Source organism: Roseateles sp. L2-2, from assembly GCF_050613215.1.
GTDB lineage: Bacteria > Pseudomonadota > Gammaproteobacteria > Burkholderiales > Burkholderiaceae_C > Roseateles > Roseateles noduli.
In genome coordinates this window covers 6,144,248-6,161,543 of the sequence record NZ_CP192509.1, presented here as the reverse complement: position 1 = coordinate 6,161,543, position 17,296 = coordinate 6,144,248, and the positions used below count along the sequence as shown (strand labels likewise).

Sequence of the window (17,296 nt, the reverse complement as noted above, 5' to 3'; positions counted from 1 at the left end):
CCGCGGTTGACAGGGAATGCGGCAGGCCGGAAGTGTGCCAGCACCGTGATAGCGTCGTCGGCCACTGAGGGTGTGGACATGCAACGGGAGAGGTCGATGAAGCGATTCGGCAACGTCAACACGAGGCGGTCCGCCGCGGTCGCGGTCGTTGTGCTGGGCGCCGCGCTGGGCGGCGTGGGCGCGGCACGCGCGCAGGGCGCCAGCGCGATCAGCCAGGTGCTGCTCTATCCGGGCGGCGCTCAGGTCGAACGCACGCTGACCGCCCCGGCCGGGACCGGCGTGGCGCGGTTCGCCTGCCTGTCGCCCTACCTGGATCGCGATACCTTGCAGGCTGAGGCTGCGCCTGGCGTTTCGCTGGGCGACCTGCAGTTGGAGCTGCTGCCCGTGGAGCAGGTGCCGGAGTGTCAGCGTGTTTCTCCGCGCATCAAGGAACTTGAGCAGCAGCGCACTGCCGTCGATGCGGAGATGGGCGGCGTCGACCTGGCGCTCAAATACCTGCGCAGCGTCACCGATCGCGACGGCAAGCCCGGGGTGGCATTGAACGCCTCGGTCGAGTCGCTGCGGCGCAGCGGCCAGGAACTGCTGACCCGCGAGAAGGCGCTGCAGATGCGCATCGCCGAACTCGATCAGCAACTGCGCATCGCGCGCGCCGCCGAGCCGGCGGTCAGCGGTCGGGTGGGCGTCGTGCAGCTGCGGCTGTCGAGCCCGACCACCGTACCGGTGAAGCTGTCCTACCGCGTGCGCAACAGCGGCTGGACGCCGCAGTATCGCGGTCGGCTCGACACGACGAAGGGCACGCTGACCGTCGAGCGGCTGGCCCGCGTCGCCCAGGGCAGCGGCGAGGACTGGAACGACGTCCGCCTGAGGCTGTCGACCGAGCAGCCGCGGCAGGCGATCGCGCCGCGCGAGCTGCCGATCTGGCGGATCTCGATGGCGCCGCCGCCGACCGTGTCGTCCGCGGACACCCGCCGATACGCCGAGAGCCCGGCGCCCATGATGGCGATGGCCGCCGCGGCACCCATGGTCATGCGGCCCGGCACGGGGCAACAGGAGCTGTCTCCGCCCGTGGTGGTGAACTTCGATGCTTCCGTCTTCCAGGGCGAGTTCGCCGCCGAATACGCACTGCCGCAACCGGTCACGCTGCGAGGCAACGGCCAGGAGCTGTCGCTCACGCTGGGCCAGCAGACGTTGGACGCGCGTCTGATCGCGCGGGTCCAGCCGCAGATCGAGGCGCAGGCCTATCTGTTCGCCGAGGCCAAGCGGCCCGCGGGCGCGTTTCCGAACGGTCCGATGCAGCTGTACCGGGACGGCAGTTTGATCGGCAGCATCCCGTTCCGTCCGAATGACGGCACCGAGTGGACCTTGCCGTTCGGCACCGACGACTGGCTGCGTGTCGACGTCAATCCAGAGCAGCGCGACGGGGCCGACACCGGGCTCATCGCCACGCGACGGGAACGGATCGTCACACGTCAGTGGGCGATCGAGAACCGGCGCACCCGGCCGGTCACGGTGCAGGTGCTGGAAGCGGCGCCGGTCGGCGAACACGCCGACATCCGCGTGCAGACGCAGTTCTCGCCGGCAGTGACGCAGCCGGATTGGGGTAATCGACCCGGCGTGCAGCTGTGGGAACTGCTGTTGGAGCCGGGCAGGACGCAGCGCTTCAGCGCGGTCTACCGCATCAGCGTGCCCAAGGACGCCAACGTGCTGGGCCTGCCCTGAACGGGGCGGCGAGCGGGATCGCGGGGGCTGATCAGCCCCTGATCTCGCCCTGACCCAGGACCACCCACTTCATCGACGTCAGTCCTTCCAGGCCCACCGGGCCGCGCGCGTGGAACTTGTCGGTGGAGATGCCGATCTCGGCGCCCAGGCCGTATTCGAAGCCGTCGGCGAAGCGCGTGCTGGCGTTGACCATCACGCTGGCCGAGTCGACCTCGCGCAGGAAGCGCATCGCGCTGACGTGGTTGGTCGTCAGGATCGCGTCGGTGTGGTGCGAGCCATGCCGGTTGACGTGCGCGATGGCTTCCTCGAGCGAGTCCACCACCTTGATGCTGATGATGGGCGCGAGGTACTCGGTGTCCCAGTCCTCGGGCGTCGCGGGCTTGAGCAGGTCGCGCGGCACGGCTTCCAGCAGCGCCAGCGTGCGTTCGCAGCCGCGCATCTCCACGCCCTTGGCCGCGAACACCATGCCGATGCGGGGCAGGAAATCCGCCGCCTGCTTCGCATGGACCAGCAGCGACTCGGTCGCGTTGCAGGGGCTGTACTTCTGCGTCTTCGCGTTGTCGACGACGGTCACCGCCAGGTCCAGGTCGACTTCGGCGTCGACGTAGCTGTGGCAGTTCCCGTCCAGGTGCTTGATCACCGGCACGCGGGCCTCGCGGCTGATGCGCTCGATCAGGCCCTTGCCGCCGCGCGGGATGATGACGTCGACGTAGGCGGGCATCGCGATCAGCAGGCCCACGGCGGCGCGGTCCGTCGTGTTGATCAGCTGCACCGCGTCGCGCGGCAGGCCGGCTTCCTCGAGGCTGTCCGCCACCAGCGCCGCGAGCGCCAGGTTGCTGTGCAGCGCCTCGGAGCCGCCGCGCAGGATGCAGGCGTTGCCGCTCTTGATCGCCAGCGACGCGGCCTCGATGGTCACGTTGGGGCGGCTCTCGTAGATCATGCCGAACACGCCCAGCGGCACGCGCATCTGGCCGACGCTGATGCCGGTCGGGCGGCGCTTCATGCCGGTGATCTCGCCGATGGGGTCCGGCATGGCGGCGATCTGGTCGCAGCCTTCGGCGACGGTGGCCAGCACCTTAGCGGTCAGGCGCAGCCGGTCGACCATGGGCGCTTCGAGGCCGGACGCGGTGGCCGCGGCGAGGTCACGTTCGTTTTCGGTCGCGAGCGCCGGGCCGGCCTCGCGCAGGCGACGGGCGAGGGCCGTCAAGGCGAGGTTGCGGGCGGCGGTCGGGGCGGCGGCCATCAGCGTCGCGGCCGCGCGGGCCGCCTCGCCGACGCCGGTCATGTAGGCGCTGAGGTCGGTCATAGGTTTTGGATTCTGACTGATGCCCCGCCGTCGCCGCCGCGCCGGGGCCATCGAAAGCCGCAAGGAGAGCCTTCGCGGTCTCGACGAAGAACCATCGCACTGCCACGACCCCGGCCCTCACCCCCACCCTCTCCCGCGGTGCGGGAGAGGGAGTTCGACCGGCTCCCTTCCTGCGCTTCTCCCGCTCGCGTCGGGCACCCTTCTTACTCCCTCTCCCGCTTGCGGGAGAGGGTGGGGGTGAGGGCCAGCGGCCGTGGAAGTGCAGAAGCCCGGGGCTGAGGGTTTGTCCCGGGAACCCGGCACTTGCGGCGGCCCTGCCTGATCTTCTACAGTTGTAGTACGACAGGTGTAGAAATACGGGATCCGATCATGGACGAGTCGATCAACGACGACGGCAGGGGCGACGTGACGCTCAGCGAGCTGCAGCTGGCGCTGATGCGCGTGCTGTGGACGCGCGGGCAGGCCAGCACTGCCGAGGTGGCGGAGGCGCTGCGCGACCAGCAGCGCCCGCTCGCGCACACGACCGTGGCGACCTTGCTGACGCGCCTGGAGAAGCGCGGCCTGATCGCCAGCGAGCGCGACGGCCGCGCGCTGGTCTACCGCGCCGCGGTCAGCGAACCCGAAGTGCAGCGCTCGATGGTGTCGGGTCTGCTGAGCACGCTCTTCGGCGGCAAGCCCGAGGCGTTGCTGAGCCATCTGGTCGCGGAAGGCGAACTCGGCGACGATGACCTCGCCAAGATGCGCGCGCTGCTGAAGAGCAAGGGAGGCCGCCATGATTGAAGCCCTCACCGGCTGGCTGTTGAACTACCTGGTGCACAGCACGGTGCTGCTGGGCGGCGTCTGGACGCTGGAGCGCGCCGGCTGGCTGAAGCAGCCCGCGTGGCGCGAGGCCTTCTGGCGCGCCGCCTTCTTCGGCGCGGTGCTGACTGCGAGCGTGCAGCCGCTGACGCAGGTGACGCGGGTGGCGTTGCCGGATGTCTGGGCGCCGACGCCCACGCCCACGTCGACGCAAGCGCCGTTGCTGGCGCATGAACAGGACCCTGGCGTTGAGGGTGTCTCGAACGTGGGAACGATGACCACGCCGTCGACCGGCGATGGGAACGCAGCGACCTCCGCCGCGTCGCTGACGGTGACGGCGCCGTCGCCCGCGCGCGTGCAGGTCGATCGGGCGGCCGATCGCTTGACGGTGATCGCCGATCACCCAGCCGACCTCTCCGATGACTCGATGCGTCAGCGTCGGGCGCTGCTGCGCGACGGCCTCGCCGCACTGCTGCTCTCCTGGCCGCTGATCGCGCTGTTCGGCATCGGGCTGACGCTGCTGCGCTGGTGGGCCTTGCGCCGCCAGGTGCGCGCGCTGGCGCTCTGCGACGACGTTGAACTCCGCGATGCCGCCGCTGAACTCGCCGCCATTGCCGGCGTGCGCGCGCCGACGCTGCGCGTGAGCCCGCAATGGGCCAGCCCGCTGGTCGCGCCAGGCGCGCAGGTCTGCCTGCCCCAACGCCTGATGCGCACGCTCGACGGTCAGCAGCGCGTCGCGGTTCTCGCGCATGAGATCGCGCACCTCCGCCGTCGTGACCTCGCCTGGCGGCTGGCCGCGCGGCTGGTGTCGCAGCTCGGCTGGCTGCAGCCGCTGAACCGGCTCGCGGTGCGTCGGCTGGACCTGCTCGCCGAACTGGCCTGCGACGCCTGGGCCGCCGCTGAAGCCGGCGCGATGCCGCTGGCCGAGGGCCTCTACGTCTGCGCCCGCGACATGGCCGCCGCGACGGCCGCCGCCGAGCGTCGCCGTGGCGCCCGCCCGATGCCGGTGCTGGCCAGCGCGATGGCCGCCGCCCGCTCGCCGCTGATGGCCCGGATGGATGCGCTGCTCGCAGGCTCGCCGACGGACGGGACCACGCCCGCCCGTCGCCGCCTCGGCCGCGTGCTGATCGCCGGCGGCCTGTGCGCCGTGGCGCTGGCCGTGCCCATGCTGGTCATCGGCAAGGCGCCCCGGCTCAACGTCGACCTGAGCGGCGTCGGCGGCGCGTTCTCTTCGGCCCTCAGCGGCATGAAGGTCACGCGGCAGGTCATGATCAGCAACGGCGTCGAGCGCCGCGTGAACTACTCGGGCGACCTGGAGTTCAACGGCGACGAGACCGACGTCGTCTCGCTCGACGACAAGCTGTCGATCATGGAACGCGCCGACGGTGTCACGCGCCGCCTCGAGATCGCCGCCGACGGCAAGGGCGGGCAGGTGCGCCGCTTCTGGCTGGACGGCGACATGAAGCCGATCGACGCGCCGGCGCAGGCCTGGATCACGGAGCAGATCGAACTGGTCGCGGAAAGCGCCCAGGGCAGCGGACCGCGCGTGGAGCGCCTGCTGCGCAAGGGCGGCGTCGAGGCCGCGCTCGCGGACATCGGCAAGGCGCCGGAGTCGATGGCGCGCCGCAGCCGCATCGAGGCGCTGCTCGACAGCGGCCCGCAGAGCGACGACACCGTGTCGCAGCTGATCGGGCTGTCCGCCCGGATGAAGGACGACTTCCAGCGCCGTACGGCGTTCATCGCGCTGATCCAGCATCGGACGCTGGCGCCCGCGCAACAACGCGAGCTGTTGGAGCAGGTGCCGACCTTCAAGGGCGACTTCGACCGCCGCGAGGTGATGGCGGCGTTGTCGCCGCAACTCGCCAGCGATGCGGGCGTGATGACCGCGTGGCAGCAGGCGGTGCGCGGTTTCGCCGGCGACTTCGACAAGCGCGTCGCGATCGTCGCGTTGATCGACGAGGACCACGAGGCCACGCCGGAGCGCCTGCGCACGGCGATCGCCGCGAGCGGGATGATCAACGGCGACTTCGATCGGCGGACCGTGCTCACGTCGGCGGCCCACCAGATGCGCGGGGAGGCGGCGCCCTTTGCCGCGGCGTATGTGGATGCGGTGCAGGGCATCTCCGGCGACTTCGACCGTCGCACGGCAATGATCGCGTTGATGGACGACACCCGGGTCGACCGCGAAGTCGCCCTGCAGGTGCTGCGGGCCTCGGGCGGCATGAGCGCCGGGTTCGACCGTGCCGAGCTGCTGATCGCGCTGGCGGAACACCTGCCGGCGGACCCGGAGGTGGTGGCGCAGTACCGGCAGGCCGCGCGCGGGCTGAGCACCCACGACCGGGGTCGCGTGGAAGCGGCGATCGACCATCTCACGCCGACCTGAGCACTCCCCGTGCGGCGGTGATGCCGCCTCGGCGCACAATCGCCGCATGGCACTGCACACCTGGACCCTCTATTTCCTGGCCGTGATCGGCCTGTCGCTGACGCCCGGGCCGAACAGCCTGCTCGTGCTCGCGCATGGCGCGGCGCACGGCAGCCGGCGCACGCTGTGGACGATCGCCGGCGGCGCGACCGGCTTCGCCGCGCTGATCGGCCTGTCGATGCTGGGCATCGGTGCGCTGCTGCAGACCACCGCCAGCGCGCTGCTGGTGCTCAAGGTCGTCGGCGGCGCCTACCTGATCTGGCTGGGCATCCAGCTGTGGCGCTCGCCGTCCATCCAGCTGAAGCCGGCGGAAGGCGCTTCCGCGGCGCAGGGACGCGGGCACGTGCTGTTCCGCCAAGGCCTGCTGTCGGCGGTGTCGAATCCCAAGGTGCTGTTGTTCTACGGCGCCTTCCTGCCGCAGTTCATCGATCCGCAGCGCGATCTGCTGGTCCAGTTCGTGTGGCTGGCGGCGACCTTCGTCATCACCGAGGCGATCGTCGAGTTCCTGATCGCGAGCCTGGCCCATCGCGTACGCCCCTGGCTGGAGCGTTCCGGCCGCGGTTTCAACCGTGTCTGCGGCACCTTGTTCGCGATGATGGGCGCCGCGCTGCCGCTGACGCGTTGATCCCCCCGTCGACGCCATGAAAAACGGACGCCGAGGCGTCCGTTCTGCATTGTCGGCAAGTGCGGAACTCCCTCTCCCGCTTGCGGGAGAGGGCAGGGGTGAGGGCCAGCGGCGGTGGTACCGCCCCATCGGGCCCTCAGGGCCTCACGTCTTCACGGCTTCGCGGCCGAAGCCGGCATCGACGGCGCGGTCACGTCGACCGGCGCGCCCTGCAGGTCGCGGATCTCCAGCGGCTTGCGACCGAAGGCTTCCAGCTGCGGCAGCACCTTCGCCTTGTCGCCGACGGCCACGACGATCAGCGCGGCCGGATCGACGTAGGTCTTCGTCGCCTTGTAGGCGCTGCTCGCGTTCACGGCGCCGTACTTGCGCGGCAGCGAGGTGATGCTGTCCGCCGGCGCGCCGACCGCCCACTCGCTGGCGTAGCTCGAGGCCACGACGCGGTTGGTGTCGAACAGCCCCGGCAGCGCCAGCAGCTGCGCGTTGCGCACGCGGTTCAGCTCCTCGGCGCCCATGGGCTTGGCGCGCATGCCGTCGATCTCCTTGAACATGTCGGTCAGCGCCGGGCCGGTGACGTCGGTGCGCACGCTGCCGCGGATGCCGAACAGGCCGCTGTCGCGGTTCATCGTGTAGGCCGAGTAGATGCCGTAGGTGTAGCCCTTGACCTCGCGCAGCTGCGTGTTGATGCGCGACGTGAAGAGACCGCCCATCGCGGCGTTCATGACCTTGATGTCCTCGGCGTCGGGCGTGCCGGCCTTGGGTCCCGGGGCGACGACGTTCAGCGCGGTCTGCGGCGCGTTCGGCTTGTCCACCAGGATCACGCGGGCGGCGACCGGCTTGGGCGCGGCGGCGTTCACCGGCGCGGCCGCCGAGGTCGGGCGCTCCCAGGCGCCGAACAGGCGATCGGCCAGCGACTTCAGCTCATCGACCGAGATGTCGCCGGCGACCACCAGCGCGGCCTGGTCGGGTCGGTAGTGCGTGGACCAGAACTGGCGCAGCGCGGCGGCGTCGGTGGCCTTGATCGAGGCCTCGTCGCCGATGGCGGCCTTGGCCAGCGGATGGCCGTCGCCGTAGATCGCGCGGTTGGCGACGATCGCGGCCACCGCCGGCGCCTGCTCGCGCTGCTGCTGCAGCGCGGCCAGGCGCTGGTTCTGCATGCGCGCGATCTCGGCGGCGTCGAAGGCCGGATGCAGCGTCACGTCCGCCATCAGCGCCAGCGTCTGCGCGAAGTTGCGCTTCAGGCTGCTGGCTTCGATGCGGGCTTCGTCGCGGCCCGCGCCGGTGCTGATCGCCGCGCCCAGCGCGGCCGCCTCGTCGGCGATCTGCTGCGCGGTGCGCGTCTGCGTGCCCTGCTGCAGGATGCCGGCGGTGAAGCTCGACAGGCCCGGACGGTCCGCGGGATTCGCGGTCTGGCCGGCGCGCACGACCAGCGTCGCGCTCACCAGCGGCAGACCCGGGTTGGGCACGTGGATCAGCGTCAGGCCGTTGGCCAGCGTCAGGCGCTTGCCCTCCGGCAGCACCGAGGCCTTGGCCTTGCCGCCCTTGGGCTGCGTCTTGCGCCAGGCGACGTCGGGGTTCATCGACTCGCGCTCGCCCTTGGCGGCCTTCTCCGGCATCGGCGGGGTCGGGACTTCAGGGGCCAGCTTCTGCTCGCCCGGCGTCGCCAGCACGACCACGCGGGCGTTCTTCTTCAGCTGCTGCGCGACGACGTCGCGGATCTTCTCCGGCGTGATCGACTGGTAGCGCGCCAGGTCCTTGCCGATGTAGTTCGGGTCGCCGGCCTGCTGGTTGTAGTAGTTGATCTGGTCCGCCAGGGCCTGGACCTTCTCCAGGCGGGCCAGCGTGCTGGTCTCGATGGCGGCGCGGGCGCGGCCCATCTCTTCAGGCGTGGGCGGATTGACGGACAGCTCCGCGACCGCGTCGTCGACGATCTTCTGGATCTCGTCCAGCGACTTGCCGGGCCGTGCGATCACCTCGACCGAGAACACCGAGCCCAGCGACAGCGAGTACTGCTGCACCTGCACCGACTGCGCCAGCTGCTTGTCGTAGACCAGGGTCTTGTAGAGGCGGCTGGACTTGCCGCCGCCCAGCACGTGGGAAGCGAGGTCCAGCTCCGCGTCGCCGGGCTGGAACACGGCCGGCGTATGCCAGGCGATGTCCAGGCGCGGGAGCTCGATGCGGTCGGTGACCTCGACGCGCTTCTCCTCGGTCAGCTTGGGCTGCGGGACGTTGACCGGCGGCACGGGATCCCCGGCCTTCAGCGGGCCGAAATACTTCTGCACCAGCTGCTTGGCCTGCGCGGGATCGAAGTCGCCGGCCAGCACGAGGGTCGCGTTGTTCGGGCGGTAGTAGCTGCGGGCGAAGGCCTTGACGTCGTTCAGCTTGATCGACTGGATGTCGGCGTGCGAGCCGATCACCGTCGCGCGGTACGGATGGCCTTCGGGATACAGCGCCTGGTACAGCGCTTCCTCGACGATGCCGTAGGGACGGTTCTCGACGGACTGGCGGCGCTCGTTGCGCACGACGTCCTGCTGGTTGGCCAGGGACACCGAATCGACCTCGTCGATCATGTAGCCCAGCATGTCCGACTTCAGCCACAGGCCCAGCTCGAGCTGGTTGGACGGCAGCGTGAAGAAGTAGTTCGTGCGGTCGAAGTCGGTCGAGCCGTTGGAATCGGTGCCGCCGGCCGCGTCGATGATCTTGTCGGCCGAGCCGCGAGGGATGTGGCGGGTGCCGGCGAACATCAGGTGTTCGAACAGATGCGCGAAGCCGGTCTGTCCCGGGGCTTCATTGCGGGGACCGGCGTGCACCCACAGGTTGAAGGCCACCAGCGGCAGGCGGTGGTCCTCGACCAGGATCACCTCGAAGCCGTTGGCCAGCTTCACCTTCTCCAGCTTCACGTTGAGCGTGCCGCCGACGGTGGAGACGGCGCTGGTGCCGGCTGCGGCCGGAGCGGCCAGCGCGGCGGAGGTGACGGTGGTACCGCCGAGGGCGGTCAGGACGGCCAGGGTGATGGCGGCGGGCGCCGCGGGCATGAATCGCATGGTGGGACGCTTCCCTTCAATGTTGGTGCGGGGCTTTTAACCAAAGCGGGCGCCCCTCACAAGTGCCGGAACTCTGAAAGATCAAGGTTCGGCGAGTTGGAACCGACCGGGAGGCCGGATCCACGTCAAGGCCCCATGAACGTCCCGTCAGCGCGGGACATCGTCGAGGTCATTGTCAAAGCGGGCGCAGCATCAGCTGCTGATGGAGCGGCAATGGCACGGCGCCCAGCGCGCGCAGTGTGGCACCGCCGAGGTCGTCCCGCTGCAGCTGCGGCACGCGCAGGCGGCGTTCCGGGTACACGGCGGCGAGGGTCTGGATCAACGTGCGGGCGGTCTGTTCATCGAGCGCGATGAAGCTGTGGACCATCACGGTCTCGTCGGGCAGGCTGAAGACGATCTGGCCCCCGTCGCGCTGCCAGCCGTGATAGTCGACGCCGTGCCGGATCGTGGCGGCGGTCACCTGCAGCGGCAGGTCGGGGATCCTGTGCTCGGCCGCTTCGAGCCAGCCCAGCAGATGCGGCATGTCGATGGCGTGGAGTGAGCCGCCGGTGGACGGTGCGATGGTGCCGGGCTCGGCCACGAAGCCGAAGAGGTCGTGCTGCCTGCGGAAGCCGCGTCCCTCATACAGGCGTCGTGCGCGCTCGTTCTGCGCGAAGACTTCGAGCTCCACGGCCCGCAGCCCGGCGGCGGCCGCGCGGGCGATGAAGTCGTCGAGCAGCGCGGGCGCTGCGCCGGTGCCGCGCGCGGCGGGCACCGCGCCCATGGTCGCGAGACGCCACCGGTTCGAGACAGGCCGCTGCGCGACGAACGCGAACGCCAACGGCGCGCCCGACGCGTCGAGCGCCACGCGCGACAGCGGCAGATCGACGCCCTGCCGCGCGAGGAACATCGGCCACTGCGCAAACGGAATCTGGAATGGACCGATCAGGTAATCGGCGAACGCCGCAGTGAAGGTCGCGTGGAGGATCTCCGGGGCGACTTCGTCGCCGCGGACGAAGGAGAACGGAGAAGCTGCGTTCGCGGAGATCGTCGATGCCGTCATGTCGTCCTTGAGTTCAGAGGCGAAGACCGCAGGGGCGGCGGATTCAGTTGAGCCACGCCGGAATCGCCAGCCAGATCGGCGCTGTCGCCGCGAACAGCAGCGTGCCCAGCACGATGGCGCCGGAGGCTTCGGCTTCCAGGGTGCGATAGCGTTGCGCGAACATCATCGCGTTGGAGCCCGGCGGCAGCGCCGCCATCATGACGATGACGGCGAGCGGCATGCCCGACAGGCCGAAGCCCCAGTGCGCGATGCCCAGCACCAGCGCCGGCAGCACCAGCAGCTTGAGCGCCGCCAGGCCCAGCAGCGTGCGCATCGCGCCGCGCGGCATGCCGTAGTAGGACAGCGACATCCCGATCAGCACCAGGCACAGCGGCACCACCGCGCTGCCCAGCATCTGCAGCACCTCGTCGAGCACTGCCGGCAGCGGGATGCCGGTGGCATGCCACGCGAAGCCGCACAGCACCGGCAGCACCACCGGGTGGATCACGGTGTTGCGCATGGTCGTGAGGATGGTCCGCTTCAGGCTGGCGCCGCCGTTCGTGTGGCGGGCGAGGTCCATCTCGACGAGGACCGTGGCGATGGTCAGCAGCGTCAGCGCGTGCAGGCTCACCACGGTGATGTGGACCGCCAGGCCGCTCTCACCGAACACGCCGGCCACCAGCGGCACGCCGACCTGGAGCGTGTTGCCGAAACTGGCGGTGATGCTGCGCACGGCGGGCGCGGCCGGGTCGTCGGGATGGCGCTTGCGCTCGTACAGATAGACGGCGACCAGCATCAGCACCACGGGCGCGAAGAACGCGGCCACGGTGAGCCAGGGCAGTTCCGAGATCTCCACGCGCGCGGTGGTGCGGAACATCAGCGCGGGCACGAAGAGGTAGAACGCGATGTTCGAGAGGATGCGGGCCGGGTCGTTCTCGCCGCCGGCCTTGCCCAGCCAGCGCATGTGCCCGACGAACCAGCCCATGCCTGCGGCGATGAAGATCGCCAGCAGCTTGTAGAACAGGACGGCAGTCATGGCCGGGAAGTATGCCGTTCCGCCTTCACGCCCTGCGCGTCGGGCGCACAGTGCCTATCAGGACGCCAGCGGCAGTTCCAACGCGAAGCTGAACCGGCTGCCTTCATCGGGCGAGGTCTCGACGGTGATCTCGCCGCCCATGAGTCGCACCAGCTGTTGGCTGATCGCGAGTCCGAGTCCTGTGCCGCCGGTACGGCGCGACTGGTCGGCGACCTGTTCGAACGGCTGGAACAGTCGTTCCATCTGATCCGGCGCCATGCCGATCCCGGTGTCCGAGACGGTGAAGCGCAGCATCAGGCTGCTGGGGCCTTGAGCGACGACGTCGACGGCGAGGCCGATGCGTCCGTGGTCGGTGAACTTCACCGCGTTGGACAGCAGGTTCAGCAGCACCTGCCGCAGCCGCTGCCCGTCGGCGCGCACGCGCGAGGGCAGTTGCGGATCCAGCTGGACGGCGAAGGACAGGCCCTTCTCGGCCGCGCGCGGCCGCATCGATTCGCTGCAGATCTCCAGCAGCGCCCGCAGGTCGAGCGGGCTCAGCTGCAGCGTGAGCTTGCCGGCCTCGATGCTGGCCACGTCCAGCAGATCGGTGATCAGCACCAGCAGGTGCTCGCCCGATTCGCGCATCAGCCGGATGCGATGCTTCTGCGCGTCGTTGAGCGAGCTGTCCATCTGCAGCAGCTGCGCGAAGCCCAGGATCGCGTTCAGCGGTGTGCGGAACTCGTGGCTCATCGTGGCCAGGAAACGGCTCTTGGCCTGGTTCGCGGCCTCGGCGCGCTGCTTGGCCTGCGAGAGTTCGACGGTGCGCTCGGTCACCAGTTCCTCGAGGTGGTCGCGATGCTGCGTGAGTTCCTGCTCCGCCAGACGGCGCAGCGTGATGTCGCTGACCAGGCCCTCGATGCGCGGGGCGCCGTCCAGGACCAGGTGCAGGCTGAGTTCGACCCACAGGTCGCGGCCGTCGCGGGTCGTCACCAGCAGCGGCACCTGCTGCAGCAACCGGTGACGTTCCAGCGCGCGGGCCAGGCGGCGGTACTCGTCGCGCTCGATGCGCACCATGCGCCGCAGGGTCACGCCTTGCGCGTCCTCGGGGCGGCCCAGCCCCAGCATCTGTGCCAGCGCCTTGTTCACGCGCAGCAGCCGGCCGTGGCCGTCGGCCTGGAAAATGCCTTCGGCCGCGTTCTCGAACAGGCTGCGGTAGCGCTGCTCGCTGCTGCGCAGCCCTTCCGCGAAATCGCGCAGCTTGCCGCTCATCGCGTTGAGCTGCTCGGTCAGATCGCCGATCTCGTCGGCATGCTCGGGTTCGATGTGGGCGCCGAGCTCGCCGCTGGCGACGCGCTGCGCCAGGCCGCGCAGGCGCGAGACCGGGCGCTCCACCAGCCGCCGCACCAGCACGTAGCTGGTCAGGGCGATCGCCATCAGCACCGTCGCCAGCAGGCTCGCCACCAGACGGCGCGTCTCGCCCAGCGTCTGGTCGATGAAGCTTCTCGTGTAGACCAGGGTCGCCCGACCCAGCGCCCCCGCCGGGCCTTGCGCGCCGGCGCGGTGGCTCAGTTCGAACTCCAGCGTGATCGGCCGCACCGCCGGCGTCTGGCGCGTACGCTGCAAGGTCTCCAGACCCGGCGCCGCCAGCGTGATCGACTGGACCTCCGGATCCGCCATCACGGCGTCCAGCAATTCCGACAGCGCGGCGCTGTCCAGGTTCCATACAGGTTCCGCGAAGCCCCTGGCCACCAGCTGCGCCATGCGCTGCTGGCGCTCGATCAGCGCCTCGTTGAGTTCGTGCTCGTGACGATCGACCCAGTACAGGCCGATCAAGCCCACCAGCACCGTCGCGCTGAGACTCAGCGCGGCGACCAGCCGCGTCTGGATGCTCAGCGTCGATCGACCCATGACCGCATGCCCTCTCCTGATCCGCAGAATTGTTTGCGGTCGAGTGTCGCGCAAATGCGGGGAACCTCCAGGCATTGAGGCACGAACCGACCCCCTGGATTACACGGGTTGCGAATCGGGGGAGAGCGAAAGGGCCCTCGAGGTCCTCGGGGCCCGGAGTCAGGGGGTGAATTGCGGCGCCAGCCGGGCCTCGCTCCAACGCCACGGGAGCGCCCCGGGGCGGCGCAGACCGGCGGTGATGCGCAGGCGCAACCCGCGCGCTTCCTCGCTCCACAGGACGTCGGCCTCGGCGGCCAGGTGCAGCAGCTCGCCGCTGGCGTAGTCGGGCAGCAGCAGCCCCGCGCGCGGATGGCGCAGGAGGTTGCCCAGGGTCATGAAGAAGCGGTTCCCCGGGAATTCCGGCATCCAGAGCGTGATCCCGCCGTCCAGGCGGTGCTCGACCTGCAGGAATCCCGGCGGTCCGCCGCGGTGCGACACGTCCACGCCCTCCGCGCGCTCGTCACCCGGCACCGGCGCCGAGGCGCTCGCGATGAACAGCGTGTCCGCGCCTTCGATCAGCGCCAGCGCGCGATCGTCGAGCGCCGCGCCCAGCGGCTGCGCCAGCGCGGGCGGGGCGTCGTCCCAGACCTGCGGATCGCGCGCCTGGATGTATTTCGGGCAGTTGCCGAAGCTCTGGACCACCCCGACCGCCAAGCCGTGGTCGGACAGCTCGATCAGCCGGCCGTTCATGCGATTGCGCCGGCGCGTATGCGGTTCGAGCCCCAGCAGCCCGACCGGCCCACCCGGCCCCTGCGCCCGCAGCGCGGCGAGCGCGGGATCCTGGCCGTCCAGCGTCGTGGACACGGCCATCGTCCGCGCATCGGGCGTCGCGACGAAGCCGGCCCGGCCCGCCAGCATCGTCGCCCACGGTTGCCCGGTGGCGTCGATCGCCCCCAGCAGCAGCGTCGGCAGCTTGTTGAACAGCTCCCGATGCTGGTCCGGCATCTGGTCGCGAATCACCTGCGGGCCGATCTCGGCCATGCGCTCACGCATGCCGATGCTCGCCTGCAGCGCTTGCTCCCCGGGGTGCCAGGTCGTGTCCATGGCAACCTCAGAACTTGTCCGGCAGCGGCTTGAAGCGCGGTAGCGCCTCGATGCGCGCCAGCCAGGCGCGCAGCCGCGGATAGTCGGCCAGCGACACACCGCCCAGCGGCGCCTGCGCCGTGTAGCCGTAGAACGCGACATCGGCCAGCGTCGGTCGGCCGGCGACGAGGAAGCCGGTGCGCGAGAGCTGCTCCTCCACCATCGCGAAGAGCCGGTGCCCCAGCGCCAGCGAGGCCGGATCGACCTCCAGCCCGTTCAGCGCGCGGAAGCGCGGCGTCGCCGCGCCCGGTCCGAGCAGGCTCACCGACAGGCTGAACCAGCGCTGCTGCCAGGCGGCTTCGAGGGCGTCGCGCGGCAGCCAGCCGGCGTCGGGGGCGTAGCGCGTCGCGAGGTAGACCAGGATTGCATTGCTCTCCGGCAGCACCACGTCGCCGTCTTCCAGCACCGGGACCTGGCTGAGCGGGTTCAGGGCCACGAAGGCCGGCAGGCGCTGATCGCCGTTGCGCAGGCTGACGTCGACCACTTCGTAGGGCAGGTCGAGCAGGGACAGCAGCAGTTCGACGCGGTGGCAATGGCCGGACGCGGCGACACGATGCAGTCGGAACGGCGCGGACGGGCGGTGGGCGGGGGCGTTCATCGGGGGCTCCGGCGGAGATTCTTGGAAGCCTGTACCGTATCTCTTGCAGCCGCTGGCGAGAATCCTGGTCCGTGATCATTCAGAATTGCAGTCACTGAAATAATGAGGCGCTGCGCTCCTCACGAGCGCGCCGTGATCCATGGACCAGCTCGACCGCCTGCGCTGCTTCGTCGCCGTGGCCGACACACAGAGCTTTGCCGCCGCTGCGCGCCGTCTCGGCTGCTCGGCGCCTGCGGCCACGCGCGCCATCGCGGCGCTGGAGCAGCGGCTGGGCGTCCAGCTGTTCCAGCGCAGCACGCGCTCGGTCCGGCTGACGGAGGCGGGCGAGCGCTTCGTCATCGATTGCCGCCGCATCCTGGGCGACCTGGACGAGTCGGAGGCCGCGGCCGCCGGCGCGCAGGCCGAGCCGACGGGCCTGCTGTCGCTGACGGCGCCCTCGATGTTCGGGCGGCTCCACGTCGCGCCGCTCGCCGCCGAGTTCCTCCAGCGGCATGCACGGATCCGGTTGAAGCTGCTACTCGTCGACCGCGTCGTGTCGCTGCTCGACGAGGCGCAGGATCTGGCCGTGCGCATCGCCCATCTGCCCGACTCCGGCTTGGTCGCCGTCCCGGTAGGCGCGATGCGGCGGGTGATCGTCGGGTCGCCGGACTACCTCGTACGGATGGGAACGCCGCGCACGCCGCGCGACCTGGTCGACCACCGCATCGTCGCCAGCTACTTCGACGGCCAGAGCATGACGCCCTGGCGTTTCCGCGACGGCCCGCAGACCTTGTCGCCGACCTTGATGGTGAATGACAACGCCGCGGGCCTTGCCGCCGCCGTGGCCGGCGTCGGGCTGGCCCGCTGCCAGATCTACCAGGCGGCGGACGCCGTGCGCGACGGCCGGCTGCGGATCGTGCTGGCGGACCACGAACTGCCCGCGGCGCCGGTGCATCTGGTTCACGCTGCCGGGCGACGCGTTCCCGCCTCGCTGCGGCTGCTGCTGGATTTCATGGCGGAACGCTTGCGCACGCAACCGGTCCTGGGCGGCGACACGTTCCTGCGCTGAGACGGCGGCGATGGCGACGCGGACCGAGCGGAGCAGCGCGCGGAGCTGATCGAGTCCGAGGTCGCAGGCCTCGATCGACGCTGCCTCGTGCAAGAGACGCCATTCGCGGTTGAACGCGGCCTCCCCGGTTGCGCGGCCCGTGCGTGGGTTGCGCACGCGGTCGAAGAGTCGATCGCTCTCCAGGGTCAGGTCTTTCTCCATGCGCAGGCGCACGGCGAAGGCGTCGGGCTCCAGTCCGGCCAGGACCTCGACGGCGTTGCACGCGTGCGCATGGTGGTCCAGCGATCGGCGCATCAGCGTCTGGGCGGTGTCATCGAACGGCTCTTCCTGGAGAAGCCTGCTCATGACGGTGTGCAGACGGTGCAAGGGAAGCAGTCGCTCGGGCAACAACGCCCGGAGCTGAGGGTGCTGCAGCCCCAGGGTCTCGCTCAGGGCTTCCAGATCGTCGAGTCGCTGCTTCGCGGAGCGGAATTCAGAGGCCAGGTCGTCCCGGGCCCGGGTGTCCGGCGAGGGCGTCGGGCCGTCGGCGGCGTCGTGGGCGATGGGGCCGGCAAACGGCGCGGCAAACGGCGCGTCAATCGGCGCTGCGATGGAAGCGGCGCTCGCGTTGACGGCCGTGCAGGCAAGGATCCACGACGTCAGCTCGTCGGGGATGGCGGGTACAGGGCTGAAA

At 70.3% G+C, this 17,296-nt stretch carries 12 protein-coding genes; 5 read left to right on the top strand and 7 right to left on the bottom strand.

From position 1 onward, the window contains the following. The first annotated feature begins 96 nt into the window (after positions 1-96). Positions 97-1,719 carry a DUF4139 domain-containing protein gene (locus ACQZ13_RS27410; protein ID WP_431048994.1) on the top strand — a complete coding sequence of 541 codons (1,623 nt, stop codon included), beginning with the start codon at positions 97-99 and terminating at the stop codon, positions 1,717-1,719. A gap of 31 nt (positions 1,720-1,750) precedes the next feature. Here the strand turns inward: ACQZ13_RS27410 and ACQZ13_RS27405 are convergent, their stop codons facing one another. Continuing rightward, a complete protein-coding gene (locus tag ACQZ13_RS27405; RefSeq protein WP_431048993.1) occupies positions 1,751-3,025 on the bottom strand; it encodes a glutamate-5-semialdehyde dehydrogenase in 1,275 nt (424 codons plus the stop codon). A gap of 369 nt (positions 3,026-3,394) precedes the next feature. On the opposite strand from ACQZ13_RS27405, the gene ACQZ13_RS27400 reads away from it, so the two are divergent. From ACQZ13_RS27400 to ACQZ13_RS27390, 3 genes are read left to right on the top strand one after another with little or no spacing between them, the layout of a single operon-like run. Beyond that, on the top strand, positions 3,395-3,805 hold the full coding sequence (locus tag ACQZ13_RS27400; protein ID WP_431048992.1) for a BlaI/MecI/CopY family transcriptional regulator: 411 nt from the start codon (positions 3,395-3,397) through the stop codon (positions 3,803-3,805). Further along, on the top strand, positions 3,798-6,206 hold the full coding sequence (locus ACQZ13_RS27395) for a M56 family metallopeptidase (RefSeq protein WP_431048991.1): 2,409 nt from the start codon (positions 3,798-3,800) through the stop codon (positions 6,204-6,206). The genes ACQZ13_RS27400 and ACQZ13_RS27395 overlap by 8 nt, the downstream gene beginning before the upstream one ends. Positions 6,207-6,252: 46 nt before the next feature. Continuing rightward, positions 6,253-6,870, top strand: coding sequence for a LysE family translocator (locus tag ACQZ13_RS27390; RefSeq protein WP_431048990.1), 618 nt, complete (start codon positions 6,253-6,255; stop codon positions 6,868-6,870). A gap of 152 nt (positions 6,871-7,022) precedes the next feature. Here the strand turns inward: ACQZ13_RS27390 and ACQZ13_RS27385 are convergent, their stop codons facing one another. From ACQZ13_RS27385 to ACQZ13_RS27360, 6 genes are all read right to left on the bottom strand, one after another. After that, positions 7,023-9,911, bottom strand: a complete 2,889-nt coding sequence (locus tag ACQZ13_RS27385; protein ID WP_431048989.1) for a M16 family metallopeptidase — start codon at positions 9,909-9,911, stop codon at positions 7,023-7,025. Between the two features lie 175 nt (positions 9,912-10,086). Beyond that, a complete protein-coding gene (locus ACQZ13_RS27380; protein ID WP_431048988.1) occupies positions 10,087-10,953 on the bottom strand; it encodes a GNAT family N-acetyltransferase in 867 nt (288 codons plus the stop codon). A 43-nt stretch (positions 10,954-10,996) separates the two neighbouring features. Continuing rightward, a complete protein-coding gene (locus ACQZ13_RS27375; protein ID WP_431048987.1) occupies positions 10,997-11,968 on the bottom strand; it encodes an AEC family transporter in 972 nt (323 codons plus the stop codon). A gap of 57 nt (positions 11,969-12,025) precedes the next feature. After that, the gene (locus ACQZ13_RS27370; protein ID WP_431048986.1) at positions 12,026-13,855 is read right to left on the bottom strand and encodes an ATP-binding protein; all 1,830 of its coding nucleotides are present in this window, start codon (positions 13,853-13,855) and stop codon (positions 12,026-12,028) included. A 159-nt stretch (positions 13,856-14,014) separates the two neighbouring features. Then, on the bottom strand, positions 14,015-14,938 hold the full coding sequence (locus ACQZ13_RS27365) for a pyridoxamine 5'-phosphate oxidase family protein (protein ID WP_431048985.1): 924 nt from the start codon (positions 14,936-14,938) through the stop codon (positions 14,015-14,017). A gap of 7 nt (positions 14,939-14,945) precedes the next feature. Continuing rightward, on the bottom strand, positions 14,946-15,575 hold the full coding sequence (locus tag ACQZ13_RS27360) for a glutathione S-transferase family protein (protein WP_431048984.1): 630 nt from the start codon (positions 15,573-15,575) through the stop codon (positions 14,946-14,948). A gap of 139 nt (positions 15,576-15,714) precedes the next feature. On the opposite strand from ACQZ13_RS27360, the gene ACQZ13_RS27355 reads away from it, so the two are divergent. Next, entirely contained in the window at positions 15,715-16,623 is a 909-nt protein-coding gene (locus ACQZ13_RS27355; protein ID WP_431048983.1) for a LysR substrate-binding domain-containing protein, read from the top strand. Positions 16,624-17,296 lie beyond the last annotated feature (673 nt).

What these genes read in the sequence shown, in the direction of transcription:
- ACQZ13_RS27410 (WP_431048994.1), top strand. Translation starts at nt 97, where the DNA reads ATGAAGCGATTCGGCAACGTCAACACGAGGCGGTCCGCCGCGGTCGCG.
- ACQZ13_RS27405 (WP_431048993.1), bottom strand. Translation starts at nt 3,025, where the DNA reads ATGACCGACCTCAGCGCCTACATGACCGGCGTCGGCGAGGCGGCCCGC.
- ACQZ13_RS27400 (WP_431048992.1), top strand. Translation starts at nt 3,395, where the DNA reads ATGGACGAGTCGATCAACGACGACGGCAGGGGCGACGTGACGCTCAGC.
- ACQZ13_RS27395 (WP_431048991.1), top strand. Translation starts at nt 3,798, where the DNA reads ATGATTGAAGCCCTCACCGGCTGGCTGTTGAACTACCTGGTGCACAGC.
- ACQZ13_RS27390 (WP_431048990.1), top strand. Translation starts at nt 6,253, where the DNA reads ATGGCACTGCACACCTGGACCCTCTATTTCCTGGCCGTGATCGGCCTG.
- ACQZ13_RS27385 (WP_431048989.1), bottom strand. Translation starts at nt 9,911, where the DNA reads ATGCGATTCATGCCCGCGGCGCCCGCCGCCATCACCCTGGCCGTCCTG.
- ACQZ13_RS27380 (WP_431048988.1), bottom strand. Translation starts at nt 10,953, where the DNA reads ATGACGGCATCGACGATCTCCGCGAACGCAGCTTCTCCGTTCTCCTTC.
- ACQZ13_RS27375 (WP_431048987.1), bottom strand. Translation starts at nt 11,968, where the DNA reads ATGACTGCCGTCCTGTTCTACAAGCTGCTGGCGATCTTCATCGCCGCA.
- ACQZ13_RS27370 (WP_431048986.1), bottom strand. Translation starts at nt 13,855, where the DNA reads ATGGGTCGATCGACGCTGAGCATCCAGACGCGGCTGGTCGCCGCGCTG.
- ACQZ13_RS27365 (WP_431048985.1), bottom strand. Translation starts at nt 14,938, where the DNA reads ATGGACACGACCTGGCACCCCGGGGAGCAAGCGCTGCAGGCGAGCATC.
- ACQZ13_RS27360 (WP_431048984.1), bottom strand. Translation starts at nt 15,575, where the DNA reads ATGAACGCCCCCGCCCACCGCCCGTCCGCGCCGTTCCGACTGCATCGT.
- ACQZ13_RS27355 (WP_431048983.1), top strand. Translation starts at nt 15,715, where the DNA reads ATGGACCAGCTCGACCGCCTGCGCTGCTTCGTCGCCGTGGCCGACACA.